Source organism: Algoriphagus lutimaris (genome assembly GCF_017051705.1).
Taxonomy (GTDB): Bacteria; Bacteroidota; Bacteroidia; order Cytophagales; family Cyclobacteriaceae; genus Algoriphagus; species Algoriphagus lutimaris.
The window spans coordinates 862,669-876,883 of sequence record NZ_JAFIDJ010000001.1 but is presented as its reverse complement, the minus strand read 5'-3'; the positions used below and the strand labels follow the sequence as shown (position 1 = coordinate 876,883).

General features: G+C 37.1%; 11 protein-coding genes. 7 read left to right on the top strand and 4 right to left on the bottom strand.

Annotated elements, in window-relative coordinates:
• Position 1: 1 nt before the first annotated feature.
• Both JYB62_RS03595 and JYB62_RS03590 read right to left on the bottom strand, forming a co-directional pair.
• On the bottom strand, positions 2-898 hold the full coding sequence (locus tag JYB62_RS03595; protein WP_205644063.1) for a sugar phosphate isomerase/epimerase family protein: 897 nt from the start codon (positions 896-898) through the stop codon (positions 2-4).
• Between the two features lie 16 nt (positions 899-914).
• Positions 915-2,285: a Gfo/Idh/MocA family protein gene (locus JYB62_RS03590; RefSeq protein WP_205644062.1), complete on the bottom strand. Its 1,371-nt coding sequence runs from the start codon at positions 2,283-2,285 to the stop codon at positions 915-917.
• A gap of 294 nt (positions 2,286-2,579) precedes the next feature.
• Between JYB62_RS03590 and JYB62_RS03585 the strand changes: the two genes are divergently transcribed.
• From JYB62_RS03585 to JYB62_RS03560, 6 genes are all read left to right on the top strand, one after another.
• Positions 2,580-3,482, top strand: a complete 903-nt coding sequence (locus tag JYB62_RS03585; RefSeq protein ID WP_205644061.1) for a bile acid:sodium symporter family protein — start codon at positions 2,580-2,582, stop codon at positions 3,480-3,482.
• Complete coding sequence (locus JYB62_RS03580) at positions 3,479-4,480, top strand: lysophospholipid acyltransferase family protein (RefSeq protein ID WP_205644060.1); 1,002 nt, start codon at positions 3,479-3,481, stop codon at positions 4,478-4,480. The genes JYB62_RS03585 and JYB62_RS03580 overlap by 4 nt, the downstream gene beginning before the upstream one ends.
• 74 nt (positions 4,481-4,554) lie before the next feature.
• Positions 4,555-5,649, top strand: a complete 1,095-nt coding sequence (gene hppD / locus JYB62_RS03575; protein WP_205644059.1) for a 4-hydroxyphenylpyruvate dioxygenase — start codon at positions 4,555-4,557, stop codon at positions 5,647-5,649.
• A 74-nt stretch (positions 5,650-5,723) separates the two neighbouring features.
• On the top strand, positions 5,724-6,320 hold the full coding sequence (locus JYB62_RS03570; RefSeq protein ID WP_205644058.1) for a DUF502 domain-containing protein: 597 nt from the start codon (positions 5,724-5,726) through the stop codon (positions 6,318-6,320).
• A 254-nt stretch (positions 6,321-6,574) separates the two neighbouring features.
• A complete protein-coding gene (locus tag JYB62_RS03565; protein WP_205644057.1) occupies positions 6,575-7,519 on the top strand; it encodes a mechanosensitive ion channel family protein in 945 nt (314 codons plus the stop codon).
• Between the two features lie 2 nt (positions 7,520-7,521).
• On the top strand, positions 7,522-8,493 hold the full coding sequence (locus tag JYB62_RS03560; protein WP_205644056.1) for a YihY/virulence factor BrkB family protein: 972 nt from the start codon (positions 7,522-7,524) through the stop codon (positions 8,491-8,493).
• Here JYB62_RS03560 and JYB62_RS03555 read toward each other — a convergent pair.
• Positions 8,473-11,262: a glycoside hydrolase family 2 protein gene (locus JYB62_RS03555; protein WP_243431430.1), complete on the bottom strand. Its 2,790-nt coding sequence runs from the start codon at positions 11,260-11,262 to the stop codon at positions 8,473-8,475. The genes JYB62_RS03560 and JYB62_RS03555 overlap by 21 nt on opposite strands.
• Before the next feature lie 202 nt (positions 11,263-11,464).
• Between JYB62_RS03555 and JYB62_RS03550 the strand changes: the two genes are divergently transcribed.
• On the top strand, positions 11,465-13,195 hold the full coding sequence (locus JYB62_RS03550; protein ID WP_205644055.1) for a phospho-sugar mutase: 1,731 nt from the start codon (positions 11,465-11,467) through the stop codon (positions 13,193-13,195).
• Positions 13,196-13,248: 53 nt separating this feature from the next.
• On the opposite strand, the gene JYB62_RS03545 is transcribed toward JYB62_RS03550, so the two are convergent.
• Positions 13,249-14,214 carry an L-histidine N(alpha)-methyltransferase gene (locus JYB62_RS03545; RefSeq protein ID WP_205644054.1) on the bottom strand — a complete coding sequence of 322 codons (966 nt, stop codon included), beginning with the start codon at positions 14,212-14,214 and terminating at the stop codon, positions 13,249-13,251.
• Position 14,215: the final 1 nt, after the last annotated feature.

The window sequence follows — 14,215 nt, the reverse complement described above, 5'->3', positions numbered from 1 at the left end:
CTCAGACTATTCCTAAAGCATTTGATTTTAATGTATTGAATAAGTTCAGTTGTTCTTTAAGGGCAGCTACTCGATCTTCCGGTTCCGTTCTGGCTTCCATCAAAATCCAGCCTTGGTAATCCATTTTAGCAAATAGATTGAAAAGTTCTTGATATGGATAATCACCTTCATTGAACTCCCGAACATGAACCGTATCACCGAACCATTGCTTGACAGAATTAAAGTTTGCCTCCAGTCCTGGGCTCAATAAATCTTCAGGATTACAATTCCAACAGATTTTCACATTGGGGTCATTGACCTGATCAAATATTGCCTTCATATTTGGCAATTCCTGAGTCAAATGTCCATGTACTTCTACACGTACCAATTGCCCATAGTCACCTGCAAAAGCACCGATCTTATTAAATGAATCTGCAATTTGAGCGATGGTTTTTTCCTTTGGAACATCTGCAGGAAGATTGTTAGGCTTGACTTTTATCCCACTGGCTCCAATGTCTTTGCAAAGCTTGATGTATTCTTTAGTCTGATCGATATTTTGCTGAACTACTTTTGGATCAGGGCTGTGGTATTCAAAATTACTTCCATATCCCAAACAGGTTACTGGACTATCTTCAAATCTCTTTTTCACCTCCATGCGTTGGGCAGAACTTAAAGAGGTTTCCACTCCGTGGGCATGCTGTGTTCGAAGTTCAACCCCAAGAACACCTGTTTTTTCACAATTTGAAATCAAGGTTTCAAGATTCCAATCTCTTCCCCATTGATAGGTAACTAACCCAAATTGCATTCCTTTTCTTGCGTTTTCGGCAAGAAGTGAAAAGGGAAAATTCCCAGCAGCCAACCCAAGGCCTGCCGTAATACCTGTTTTCAAAAAGCCTCTTCTTGAATTTAATTCAAACATAGTTAGTCTTTAACAATTAAACTTGATTAGGAACTACAAAACCTTTTCGATAATCTCTAGTCAAGAGTTTATCAGCCTCTTTATCTTTGATAAATTTTTCAGTTTTTCCATCAAAATGCAATTGTCGCCCTGTTAAATAACTGACATTGGCAATCAATGGTAAAGTAGAAGAAATAAAGCCCTCTTCAATATCGCAATGTAATGTTTCATTACTACCTGATCGAATTGCATCCAAAAAATTAGCATAATGCTCCGCCCCACCTGGTGCTGCCAACACCTGGTTGCTAGGGCCAGCCTCTTGGGACTTCTTACTCATGGCAAATGGTTCTTTTTCATCTTGTTTAAAAGCTCTCCATGAACTTCCATTTACTTCTAAGTAGCCATCCGTTCCATAAAACACATTCCCGATCTTTATTCCTAAGCTGGCTTCCCCATTGGTATACCTGCCCCTCGTTTCAAACTCCAAGGTTTTTCCATCCGCATATTTGAAAATAGAAGTTTGAGTATTGGGTGTTTCCTGAGAACATTCCTCTTTAGTTACTCCATAAATATCACCAGAAGAATAAACCGACACGGGATGTTCATTCGCATTCAATCCCCAGCGAGCCACGTCAAATTGATGAGGACCTTGATTACCAGTATCCCCATTTCCCGTAGCCCAATGCCAGTGCCAATTGTAATGGACTTTTTTCTCATTATAAGGCTGATAAGGTGCAGGACCTAACCATTGATCATAATGTAAGGATGCTGGGGGATTACTATCAGCCACCCTACCAAAGGAATTTCTTGGTTTATAACAAAGACCTCTGGCCATATAAACTTCACCAATTCCACCGGCATGTAGAAACTCCATCGCTTCCATTACATTAGCAATAGATCGATTCTGAAAACCAACCTGAACCCTCCGATCATACTTTCTGGCTGCTTCTACCATTTTCCTTCCTTCAAAGACATTATGGCTTGCTGGCTTCTCGACATACACATGTTTACCAGCTTGGCAAGCCCAAATGGTTCCTAAGGCATGCCAATGATTAGGGACAGCAAAGGATACCCCATCTATTTCCGGATCATCAAAAACAGCTCGCATATCCCATTCAGTCAATGGAGTAACACCAGTTTTTTCTATTACGATCTTCGATTTTTCGGAAAAATATTGTTCATCAACATCACAGAGTGTTTTCAGACGAACATTTCGGTTATCTTTTAATGCACACCATTGATTAATATGATTACTGCCTTGTCCTCTAATTCCTATTACTGCCATGTTGATTCGATCATTCGCTCCTAAGATCGAGGCATAGGATTTAGCTGACATACTCATACCTGCCATGGCAATTCCGGCAGTACCTAACACACTTTTTTTAATAAACTCTCTTCGCTGGGTCATGGGTATAACTATTTTGGGTTATTTATCATCAAATCAGGAACCACCAAGAACTTGTATTCTCAGCATCTACCATAAATTTCTTTAATCTAACTATTTCGCCTCTTTGGGTCAATGCCTATTCTTTGAACGAACTAGATACCTACGCAATCGATTGCACTTACTTTTTATCAATTTGTGAAAAAATGGGCCTAAAATGAATACATGCGTGTTTTCATCCTCAAATTGCTTATTATTGGAATTCTCTTTAATGAATAATTAAAAGTGAAGACACCCATCTTTATGAATTAAGGCTTCATGCAAGCATATAACGATTTAGATTCCATACAATTAAACTTTAGCCCCCAAGACCTCCTTTTACTCAACCTTGCCTTGGCGCTAATCATGTATGGGGTCGCCTTAGATTTAAGGTTTGAAGATTTTAAGTATTTGGTAAAAAATCCCAAAAGTTTTTTTTTAGGCGTTTTTTCACAATTCCTTTTACTTCCTTTCTTAACCTGGATATTAGTTCATTTAGTTAATCCACCTCCTAGTGTTGCATTGGGGATGTTTTTGGTGGCCGCTTGCCCAGGAGGAAACATTTCAAATTTCCTGTCCAATTTGGCTAAAGGAAATACAGCTTTATCGATCAGTTTAACAGGATTTTCAAGTTTCCTATCCATCATTAGTACACCAGTCAATTTTGCCATCTGGGCAAGTCTATACGGACCTACTTCCAATCTACTTAAAGAAATAAGCCTGGATTTCAAAGATGCCTTTTTTACGGTTGCTTTAATATTAGGGATACCCCTGTTACTCGGTATTTTAACTCATCAGAATTCACCAAAATTTGCAGAGAAAGCATCAAAAATCCTAAAATCCCTAAGTCTTCTAATTTTCGCTGCATTTATTGTCATTGCCTTTATGGGAAACTTGGATCTGTTTTTAAACTACATTTCCTTAATATTTTTATGGGTTTTAGCACACAATTTTATTGCTTTGGGGGCTGGTTTTTTAACCGGAAAAGCATTCAAACTTCCCTTAGCTGATGTCAAAACATTAACTATTGAAACAGGAATTCAAAACTCAGGATTGGGGTTGGTTCTTATCTTTACCTATTTTAATGGACTTGGAGGAATGGCCTTTATTACAGCCTTTTGGGGCATTTGGCATTTGATTTCAGGAATTACGATAGCCACCCTATGGAAATATAAAGAATGAAAGATTTTGTAAATTATTGGTTAAGGCTTATGGTGAAAGCCTGCCTTCATCTCTATTTCAAAAACATTAAAGTGGATGGGAAAGATAATATTCCTAAAAAGAGGCCGGTTATTTTGGTTGCAAATCACCAAAATGCATTAATTGACCCTCTCCTTTTAGCTACTCATACTAAATTAAATCCCTTCTTTTTAACCAGGGCTTCAGTGTTTAAAAGTCCATTAGCTGCCAAATTATTGGATTTTATACGGATGCTTCCAGTTTATCGTGTACGCGATGGATTTTCAACCATTCAGCAGAATCAGCAAATATTTGATAAAACATATGAGATTCTGAAAAGAAATGGAACAGTCATCATTTTTGCTGAAGGAAGTCATAGCTTGATAAGAAATCTAAGACCTTTGAGTAAAGGGTTTACTAGAATGGCATTTGGTTTAAAAGAAAAATACCCTCAAACCAATCCCGTTGTTTTACCTGTAGGAATCAACTATTCAGCGCATAAAAAATCTGGGAGTAGGGTTCATATGGTTTTTGGGAAACCCATAGAGGTAGACATGCCTAACTCCCAATCAGGAAAATTGACCAAGTCTGTGGAAAAGGCTCTTCATGAATTAGTGGTAGAAATTCCCAATGAAAATTACGAGGTCAATTTAATCAGACTAATTGAAGCAGGTGTAGATCTAAATGACCAAGAAGCTGTTAGAGAGTTTCTGGAAACAGGAATGGTAAAAGACCCCATCCTCCCCTTTTCAGGTTTAAAAAATAAACTCATGAAGATTTTTCATTTCCCATTGTATTGGATTTGGCTGTGGAGAAGTCCTAAAATCAAGGACAAAGTTTTTGACTCCACTATGAAATTTCTAATAGGATTTACATTGGGGCCCATTTACTACCTTACTTTGATTCTCTTATCCTTTGAACCGGGAATAGGACCTTGGGCATTGACCATGTTGATCATGGCAGGAATTACCTTATGGAGTAATAAAAACCCTCAAGAATAATTGCAATTCACAAAATTTTCTTTGGTTAATTTTATAACTTTGGGATAGATATAAAACCCAAAAATAACTTTATCATGAATGAAGATTTTCTCCCTATCAATGGGACCGATTATATAGAGCTTTATGTAGGCAACGCCAAGCAATCTTCCCTTTTCTATCAATATGCTTTTGGATTTGAATTGATTGCCTATTCAGGTCCAGAAACTGGGATTAAAGACCGGGCATCCTATGTATTAAAGCAGGATAAGATTCGATTGGTACTGACCTCACCCTTACAATCTGATTCCCCTATTTCCCAACATATCAATCGCCACGGAGACGGAGTAAAAGTACTTGCCTTATGGGTAGATGATGTAGAAAAATCCTGGTATGAGACCACTTCTAGAGGAGCTGAATCTGTGGAAGAACCTGCCATCTTAAAAGATGAATATGGGGAGGTCAAAATCGCTTCTATAAAAACTTATGGAGACACCATTCATACATTCGTGGAACGTAAAAATTACAAGGGTGTATTTCTTCCTGGCTTTATCCCAAGAAAAAGCACCTACAATTCTACTCCTATTGGGTTGAAATATATTGACCATTGTGTAGGAAACGTAGAGCTTGGCGAAATGAATCGCTGGGTTTCTTTTTATGAAGATGTGATGGGATTCAAATTGTTGATCACGTTTGACGATAAAGACATTTCCACGGAATATTCAGCATTGATGTCAAAAGTAGTTTCCAATGGAAATGGTTACATCAAATTTCCTATCAATGAACCTGCAGAAGGAAAGAAAAAATCCCAAATAGAAGAGTATCTGGATTTTTATAACGGGCCTGGAGTCCAGCATATGGCCATTGCTACCGATGATATCATCCACACAGTATCCGAACTTAGAAAAAGAGGAATAGAGTTTTTGGAAGTTCCACAATCTTACTATGATGACTTATTGGATCGAGTGGGAAAAATAGATGAGGACCTTCAGCCCCTTAAGGATTTAAATATTTTGGTTGATAGGGATGAGGAAGGTTATCTACTTCAGATTTTCACCAAACCTGTTCAAGATAGACCTACCTTATTCTTCGAAATTATCCAAAGAAAAGGGGCTAAATCCTTTGGTAAAGGAAATTTCAAGGCATTGTTCGAGGCAATTGAACGAGAGCAAGAATTACGAGGAAACTTATAAAATGAAGCCGGTCTAGTGCCGGCATTTTTTTTACATAAGAAAATGTCCTAATTTTTTTATTAAAATCGGAATCCATGAAAAAACTAATCAATTTATTTAATGACCTCTTGAAAGGAGGAATATTTTTTTTAATTCCTATCATCCTGGCAATTATCTTTCTAGAAAAAGCCATCAGTTTGCTAAGACCATTAGCAAACTCTATCACTGAAAACTTTGGTGACAAGTACTTTATTACAAGTAGCCCTTACCTTCTAAGTATCATCATTTTGGTTATTATTTGTTTGATAGCCGGATATATAGCTAGTAAAGGTGTGGGACTAAAAATGGTCAATTGGATAGAAAATAATATTTTGACACTTTTCCCAGGGTATCACCTGATGAAGAATACACTTCAAGACACGGCCGGATTAAGTGCGGATACCAACTTCCCTGTAGTCCTAGCTCCCATCGATGGATGGATGTTGGGATTCGAAGTAGATAAATTGGACAATGGAGACTTAGTGATTTTTGTACCAGGCGCCCCAAATATTTGGGAAGGCAATGTGATCATCTTTGAAGAAAAGACAATCAAAAGGACAAACTTACATCAGAAAGATGTTCAAAAAATCATGAGACAATTGGGAGTGAACTCGCAAAAAATACTGAATCAATTAGAACAAAATCTAAAATAGCAAAGGAATTAATTCCCCAAATCGGGCAAATTCAAGGTTTTAATTCCAAGTTAAAAGCTTCCTATTAATCTCAAATTATTGATAGGAATGAAATTATTTGTGAGTCTTTTCTTTTAAAAAGCTGAATTTCAGCTTTAAATAATGCCTGATAAAACATTATCTAAACTCCATATCTCAGCCAATCCTCCATTATGCAATTCATGCTAAACATGGCATGATGATTTCATTTTAAAGATGGAATTAAAAATAAGGATATGAGTTTAATGGAAATATTTGGATACGATACACAAAAAGTTTTTGAAAAAATAACCGAAAAATTGCAAGGCTGGGGAGAAGCAGCAATCAGCAGCTTACCTAATTTGATGTTGGCCATCATCATTATGACCGCAGCAATTTTCATGGCGAGAAAACTCAAGTTGTATTCCAATAAATACCTCATTAAAATTCATATAAACCCTACCATAAGCAGGTTTTTGAGTCAGATCATATTTATGGGAATTATGGTTTTGGGAATCATGCTTTCCCTCTCAGCCATGGAATTAAGTAAAACAGTTTCTTCCATTTTAGCAGGATTGGGTATCATGGGTTTGGCCTTGGGTTTTGCTTTCCAGGATACAGCAGCCAATTTCATGTCAGGTGTTTTTATCACGTTTAACCAACCTTATAAAATTGGAGATGTGATTCAGACCAAAGACGGACATGAAGGTAAAGTGATTGATGTAAACCTTCGTGTCACCAAAATTCGAACTTACAATGGCCCAATCGTACATGTTCCAAATCGAATGTTATTCCAGGAATTTTTTATCAATTACACAGAAGAAGGCAAAAGAAGAGTTCAAATTGAATGTGGAGTAAGTTACGGTGAAGATCTAGAAACGGTACAAAAAGTAGCCTTGGAGGCTATGGAAGGTTTACCAAGCAGATTGTCAACGGAAGAGCCAAGTATTTTCTGGACAGGGTTTGGAGACAGCTCCATTAATTTTATTTTGAATATTTGGGTTAAATTCTCCACAGAAGAAATCAACTTCATCCCTGCCAGAAATGAAGCCATTATTGCATTGAAGAAAGCATTTGACCAAGAAGGAATTACTATTCCATTCCCAATCAGAACTTTGGACTTTGGCATTAAAGGTGGAGTTACAATGAAAGAGGAATTGGGAGCACTTACCCTACAAAAGGCGAAAGAAAACTCTAATTAAGCATGGATACTATTCCCAAAGAAGATCTCATTACCCCAAGTAGGTTTCACATTCGGGATTTGCCAAAACTAATTGTTATGGCTTTTCATCGATGGATGGCTTCCGACCCAGCAAGGCTAAGTGCTGTAGTTGCTTATTATGCCATTTTGTCTTTACCGGCGTTATTAGTCATTGTAGTCAATTCCGTAGGAGCTATTTGGGGTCCTGATATCGTAGCAGGTAATCTATCCGCTCAATTCAAAAATGTCTTAGGACCAGATAATGCTAAGATCATTCAGGAAATGATTTTAAGTACTGAGTTAAGTGATAAAAATATCTTGGCTACTGTCGTAGGTGTGGGGACACTTCTATTTGGAGCCACAGGAGTTTTTTACCATTTGAAAGTCTCTTTAAACCAAATCTGGGAGTTGAAACTTACAGATGAAATCACTTGGTATAAATTGGCCAAAGACCGTTTAATAAGCTTTGGTTTTGTCTTGGTACTTGGATTTCTCCTTTTGATAAGTTTTATTCTCACAGCTTTGATTTCTATTCTAAGTGAGTTCTTATCTGGTGAATTACCCGAATTTGTAATTTACTTAGCGTTCACTTTAGACTGGGTACTTTCCATCTCTGTCATCACATTTTTGTTTGCCTTGATATTCAAATATTTGCCTGATGCCAAAATCAGATGGAAAACAGTTTGGGTCGGAGCATTTTTAACTGCTATTTTATTTGTTGCGGGAAAATTTTTACTCGCCTTATATTTTGGTGCCACGAATCCCGGTTCCACCTACGGAGCAGCAGGATCTTTAATACTCATCCTGCTTTGGGTATCCTATTCCTGTTTGATTTTCTTCTTTGGAGCAGAGTTCACCAAGGTATTTTCTATAAAATATGGATATGGGATTATCCCTTATGAGCATTTTTCAAGAGTTAAAAAAAAAGAAGTAATTATCGATAAAAAGTCCCAATCAGCGAAAGTTGAACCATAATATAAGTGGTTTTAAATTTCTTTCTGGAGATTCATTTTGAACAGGCCCCATTTCGGAGGCCATATGAAATTTGGTACCCATAGCTGGGATGTCATAAAGAAAGCTCAGATCAGATTTGGTTTGCTCCGGCATAATTCCCAAAGTTGATTCGTCTGGATAGTTAGGTTTGAACAAGCTTAAAAATATTCCCGGAGTTTCTGTTTTTATCTCGATCTCCCCTTCAGATGTTATCAATTTGACTGCATGGAAGTTCGAGTAATATCCTTTAAACTCTGGGTACCTTAAATCTTCAAAACTATAGCCTGTCTGGGTATCATTATATGTTTTTTCCCAGAGCCCAAAACCTACTCCTTCCCTCCTGTTTTTCCATACTCTATAAGGTCCATCTGCAATCAAATCAGCCTTTTTTATCAAAGAGTCAGGAAAATGGAATCCCATACCTAGTAACTCCTCACTTTTCCAAGACAATTGGGAAAGCGATGCCTCCATTTTTAATTTAGCATTTGGTAAAACCGTCCAAGTGATAGAGCCCAATTGATCCTGAAATGAGGATTGAATCTCGATGGATCCATCCTTTAACTTTTTCCAAGAGACTTTATTAGGCTCAAGCCTCATTCCCTCCAATTCTGGATTTTGGGACAAATAGAAAAATCTTCTCCCCACTTTTACCAACTCTAAATTTCCTGACTTCTTTCCGAAAAAAAAGAGTTTCCCATCTACTTCTACCTGTAAATCGCCAGTAGATTCCCGGACCTTGATGGGGTATATTTCAATTTCATTGGAATTAAAATAGCTAGTAATTCCCTCTTTAGGTTCGTGAATAGGTTTCGCCCAAGCAGCAAGTTTCTCACTATGGATACCAAAAGCTGTTAGTTTCAAAACATCTCCTTTTTTCCATTGATCAGGTAACTGTAAATCAACCAATGCCGATTCTCCAGGACGAAGTTGGGGAAGTGAAATCAAATTACTGCTAACAACCGATGTTCCTTGCCATCCTCTTATTTTCAAAACTTCTATCTGGATTTGACATTCGTTTAGGTCAGAAAATAGATATTGATTCGTAACCCTTACCTTGTTTCCAAGGTGAGGTTCCTCTTCTAAAAAATCAATCTTGATGGGAGAAAAAATAGATTGAATGCTATAAAAACTCCCTTCTTTTCCTCTATATGGACCTAGTATTCCATCTGGAGCATGATTCCCATCAGCATCTAAGCTATCAGATCGAACTCGTCTTTTTACTGCTTTATCTGAAAATGCCCATAAAAAACCTCCAGCAAACAAAGGGTTTTCAGAATACTTCGCCCAAAAATCACTCAGCCCAGCTCCAGCACCTCCGTCATACAAACCATGTAATAGTTCTGTTGGCATAAATACATTCTCTCCACGATCCAGTCTTCCTTCCTCAGAATTATAAGTGGGATAATGAAACGTATCGAGGTGATTTCGCAATAGCCAAGGGTAAATAACAGGTCTTTTTTGAATATCAAACTGATGAAAAGCGGGCTCATTCTCAAAATTCCAACCTCCTTCATTTCCATGATCCCAAAGGATAACCGATGGGTGATTCGCATCCCTTAAAACAGTTTCACTAATTAACTGGGGACCTATGATTTCATCATAAGCATCCTGCCAGCCAGTCACTTCATCCAATACAAATAACCCTATTGAATCGGCTAACTCTAAGAATCTTTCATCGGGGGGGTAATGAGACATTCTTACCGCATTCATGTTCATTTCCTTCATCAAAAGAATATCCTCCAAATGATTAGAATCACTCAGAGCTCTCCCGGTGGTTGGATAAAAAGAATGTCTATTTACTCCTTTGAGTATGACTTTGACTCCATTTATATATAATCCGTCTTTCTCTTTTAAAGTCACGGACCTAAATCCTATTGTTTCACTTTTCTTATAGAGGATTCCTTCCTCATCCTTTAATTTGAAAATAGCTTTATAGAGTGTAGGGGATTCAGGATTCCAAGCTTTGATATTAGGGAATTGATGAGTAAACCTAACCGAATCAGAGGAAATAGAATGCTGGAATTCCCCTACAGATTGACCAGTTCTAGGGTCAATCAGATCTATTTCCAACCAACCGGATTTAGGAACTTTGTTCAATAGGACAAATCCATTAAAATCCCCTTCATGCTTGGGGTCTACTGCAATTCTAGTAAAATGAAAACTTGGTAAAACCTCTAGAAATACCGGTCTGAATATTCCTCCAAAAATCCAAAAATCAGCCTCTCTTTCTGCTTTATTAACAGATTCATTTTCAGAAACTTTATGAACAGTTACTTCAAGTGAATTAGTATCTCCATAGGACAATAATTTGCTTATGTCAAATTGAAATCTGTAAAACCCTCCCCGGTGAATAGGTCCAGCACTTTTACCATTAACCCAAACTTCAGTATCTGTCATGGAGCCATCAAAGACCAAATTAACAGTTTGCCCTTTCCACTCCTTTTCAGCAAAGAATTCTAAACGATATTCTCCAAATTCTTTTCCAACCAGCTTGTTGGTATCACGATGATCAAGACCATAATTAAGTGTTCCAAAACCATTCATTTCCCAATTGGAAGGAACTGGTATTTGAGACCAAATCCCAGCATTTCTTCCATCAGATATTCTAAAATCCCAATTTATAGCACTAGCAGCATCTTTTCCGCTTAGGTATATTCTTTGATTATGCTGGAAGTCTTGGGCATAGCCCATGCTTATCATAAACTGTAAAAAGAAAAGCTGAAGTAATCCTAGACGAAAAGGGAAATCCATTAATTTGAGAGGGTGATAGAACTCCTTAAAAATAGTTTTATTCTACGCTTAAAAAAATCCTTTTCAAAAGCTAAAAATAATTACCTATTCAAAGTAAGGAGCTTTAAAAAATATTCAAGTAAAAAAAGAGAAGGATTTTTTGTGATAAAATGGCTTTATTTCACATTTTCTATAAATTAGATTTCAAAGAAATTTTTAACATATGAGCGCACTAGACCCTGCCATACTCGAAAAAGCCCAAAGTTGGCTGAATGGAAACATCGATGAAGATACTAAGAAACAGATCAAGACGCTGATAAATGATAATCCAACCGAGTTGGTTGATTCATTTTATCAAGATCTTGAATTCGGAACAGGAGGTTTGAGAGGTTTAATGGGAGTTGGAACCAACCGAATGAATATTTATACCATCGGAATGGCTACCCAAGGACTGGCCAACTATTTATTGAAGTGCTTTGAAGGTGAAGAAATCAAAGTAGCGATTACTCATGATAGTAGGATCAATAATACTTTATTTGCGACCACCACAGCGAATGTTTTGACTGCTAACGGAATTAAAGTTTTATACTTTAAAGACATGCGGCCTACGCCTATGCTTTCATTTGCTGTAAGACATTATGGCTGTAAAAGTGGAGTCATGATTACTGCATCCCATAACCCAAAAGAATACAATGGATACAAAGCCTATTGGGATGATGGAGCTCAAGTAGTCGCTCCACATGATACCAACATCATTAAAGAAGTTCAGAAAATCACATCTTTTGATCAGGTCAACTGGAATAAACAAGATGAGTTATTCAGTTACATAGAGGAGGATTTTGATGCCATTTATCTAGAGAAAGTGAAAAGCCTCAGTTTATCCCCTGAGGAAATCAAACAACAAAAAGACTTACCAATTGTCTTCTCTCCTATTCATGGAGCTTCAGGCAAAATGGTACCGGCAGCTATCAAAACATTTGGTTTTGAAAATGTACATATTGTGAAGGAACAAGCAGAACCAGATGGAACCTTCCCAACAGTAGTGTACCCGAATCCTGAAGAGGCAGAAGCATTAACGCTTTCTGTTAAATTAGGAAAAGAAGTAGGTGCAGAGTTGATTTTGGCCTGTGATCCCGACGGAGATCGATATGCAGCAGCTGTACCGAATGAATCAGGGGAATATGAACTGCTCAATGGAAATCAAACAGGGTCTTTGTTGACCTATTACTTATTGAGTAAGTGGAAAGAAGCAGGAAAACTCGATGGAAATCAGTTTATGGTCAATACCATTGTGACCACAGAATTGATTGACAAAATATGTGCAGGTTTTGATGTGGAATGTTTCTCCGTATTGACAGGCTTTAAAAATATTGCAGCAATCATCAGAGAATTAGAAGGTATTAAAAAATTCATTGGAGGTGGTGAAGAGTCCTATGGCTACTTAGTGGGTGATTTTGTCCGAGACAAAGATGGAGTTAGTGCATGTGCCATGGTAGCTGAAGTCGTAGCTTACTATAAATCAAAAGGAAAAACCGTATTTGATGTACTTGCTGAAATATATGAGCAATTTGGTTTCTACAAGGAAAACCTAATTTCAGTGACGAAAAAAGGAAAAGATGGTGCAGAACAAATTCAGGCTCTTATGAATGGTTTTAGGCAAAATCCACCAAAAGAAATGAATTCTCAGAAAGTGGAAAGAATTGTGGATGTCAAAGCCAGTACCATCACTTATGTAGATTCAGGAAAGGTTGTACCTCTTGAATTGGACAAGTCCAATGTCATGCAGTTTTATTTGGCGGATGGAAGCAAAATTTCAGCAAGACCATCAGGTACCGAACCAAAGATTAAATATTATTTTTCGGTCAACACTGAATTATCAAGCAGGTCTGCCTATCGAAGCACAGAAAAGGAATTGGTAGAAAGATTAGAAGGATTAAAGCAGTACTTCAGTTAACTTCTATTAGTATTAAAAAAGGCATCCAAGTTTACTGGATGCCTTTTTTTGATTTAGAGTCTTTGCCACAAAATATTCGCAAAGTAATTCTCCTTATCCGTAAAACTTTTTACAGTTCGAAATCCTCCTTTTACAGCCAAATCATCAATCTCTGATAGACTGTACTTCTTGCTTATCTCCGTGAATATGGGTTCAAATGCATCAAAATGAAAAGACTGGTCCAGGGCTTTTAAATTAATCGTTTGTTCAACCATCGAGACCAAATAACTCCTGCATTCTCCAGATACAGGTTCATAGGTTGGCCAATGAATGAAATTCTCCCTATTGATATCACCATCAAGTTCTCTGTTAATCCTATCCAAAAGATTTAAATTAAACGCTTTGGTCACCCCTTTTGAATCATGATAAGCATCTAAAATGGTTTGGGGATTCTTCTTTAAATCCAATCCTAACAATACAAAATCTTGATGATTGGCTCCGATTCGTAAATGATTTAAAATATCATAGGCTTCCTCCAAACTAAAATTCCCAAGATTTGAGCCTAAAAACAAAATCAAATTTGGCCTACCATTATCCCAATCCCGCTTTATCAAGGAACCTCTGTAAGTATCTTTAATGGTAGAAACAGTTAATCCAGGAAATTCAGTTTTCAGAGTTAATTTCAACTCCTCTAAGACTGTAGCCGAAAAATCTATCGGAAAATACTCGAAATCAGCTTTTTCTTTGATTAAGTATTGAAGGAAAATTTTTGTCTTAAGCCCATCTCCGGCGCCTAATTCTACCAGGTTAAAATATTGACCTAGGTTCAAAATTGGCCTTAGAATTTCTTCATGCTGATTTTCAAAAATCTCAAATTCTTTTCTAGTAAGATAATATTCAGGGAGATTCATGATTTCCTGAAACAACTTATCCCCTTTCTCATCATAAAAATATTTTGAAGGAAGGGTTTTTGGATAGGAACTTAAGCCCAGCATTACATCTTGGGCAAAGGATCCGAAATCTAAATTTTTTGAACTCATA

Excerpts from the sequence above, each read along its gene's own strand:
- JYB62_RS03595 (WP_205644063.1), bottom strand. The coding sequence starts at position 898 with ATGTTTGAATTAAATTCAAGAAGAGGCTTTTTGAAAACAGGTATTACG.
- JYB62_RS03590 (WP_205644062.1), bottom strand. The coding sequence starts at position 2,285 with ATGACCCAGCGAAGAGAGTTTATTAAAAAAAGTGTGTTAGGTACTGCC.
- JYB62_RS03585 (WP_205644061.1), top strand. The coding sequence starts at position 2,580 with ATGCAAGCATATAACGATTTAGATTCCATACAATTAAACTTTAGCCCC.
- JYB62_RS03580 (WP_205644060.1), top strand. The coding sequence starts at position 3,479 with ATGAAAGATTTTGTAAATTATTGGTTAAGGCTTATGGTGAAAGCCTGC.
- hppD (WP_205644059.1), top strand. The coding sequence starts at position 4,555 with ATGAATGAAGATTTTCTCCCTATCAATGGGACCGATTATATAGAGCTT.
- JYB62_RS03570 (WP_205644058.1), top strand. The coding sequence starts at position 5,724 with ATGAAAAAACTAATCAATTTATTTAATGACCTCTTGAAAGGAGGAATA.
- JYB62_RS03565 (WP_205644057.1), top strand. The coding sequence starts at position 6,575 with ATGAGTTTAATGGAAATATTTGGATACGATACACAAAAAGTTTTTGAA.
- JYB62_RS03560 (WP_205644056.1), top strand. The coding sequence starts at position 7,522 with ATGGATACTATTCCCAAAGAAGATCTCATTACCCCAAGTAGGTTTCAC.
- JYB62_RS03555 (WP_243431430.1), bottom strand. The coding sequence starts at position 11,262 with ATGGATTTCCCTTTTCGTCTAGGATTACTTCAGCTTTTCTTTTTACAG.
- JYB62_RS03550 (WP_205644055.1), top strand. The coding sequence starts at position 11,465 with ATGAGCGCACTAGACCCTGCCATACTCGAAAAAGCCCAAAGTTGGCTG.
- JYB62_RS03545 (WP_205644054.1), bottom strand. The coding sequence starts at position 14,214 with ATGAGTTCAAAAAATTTAGATTTCGGATCCTTTGCCCAAGATGTAATG.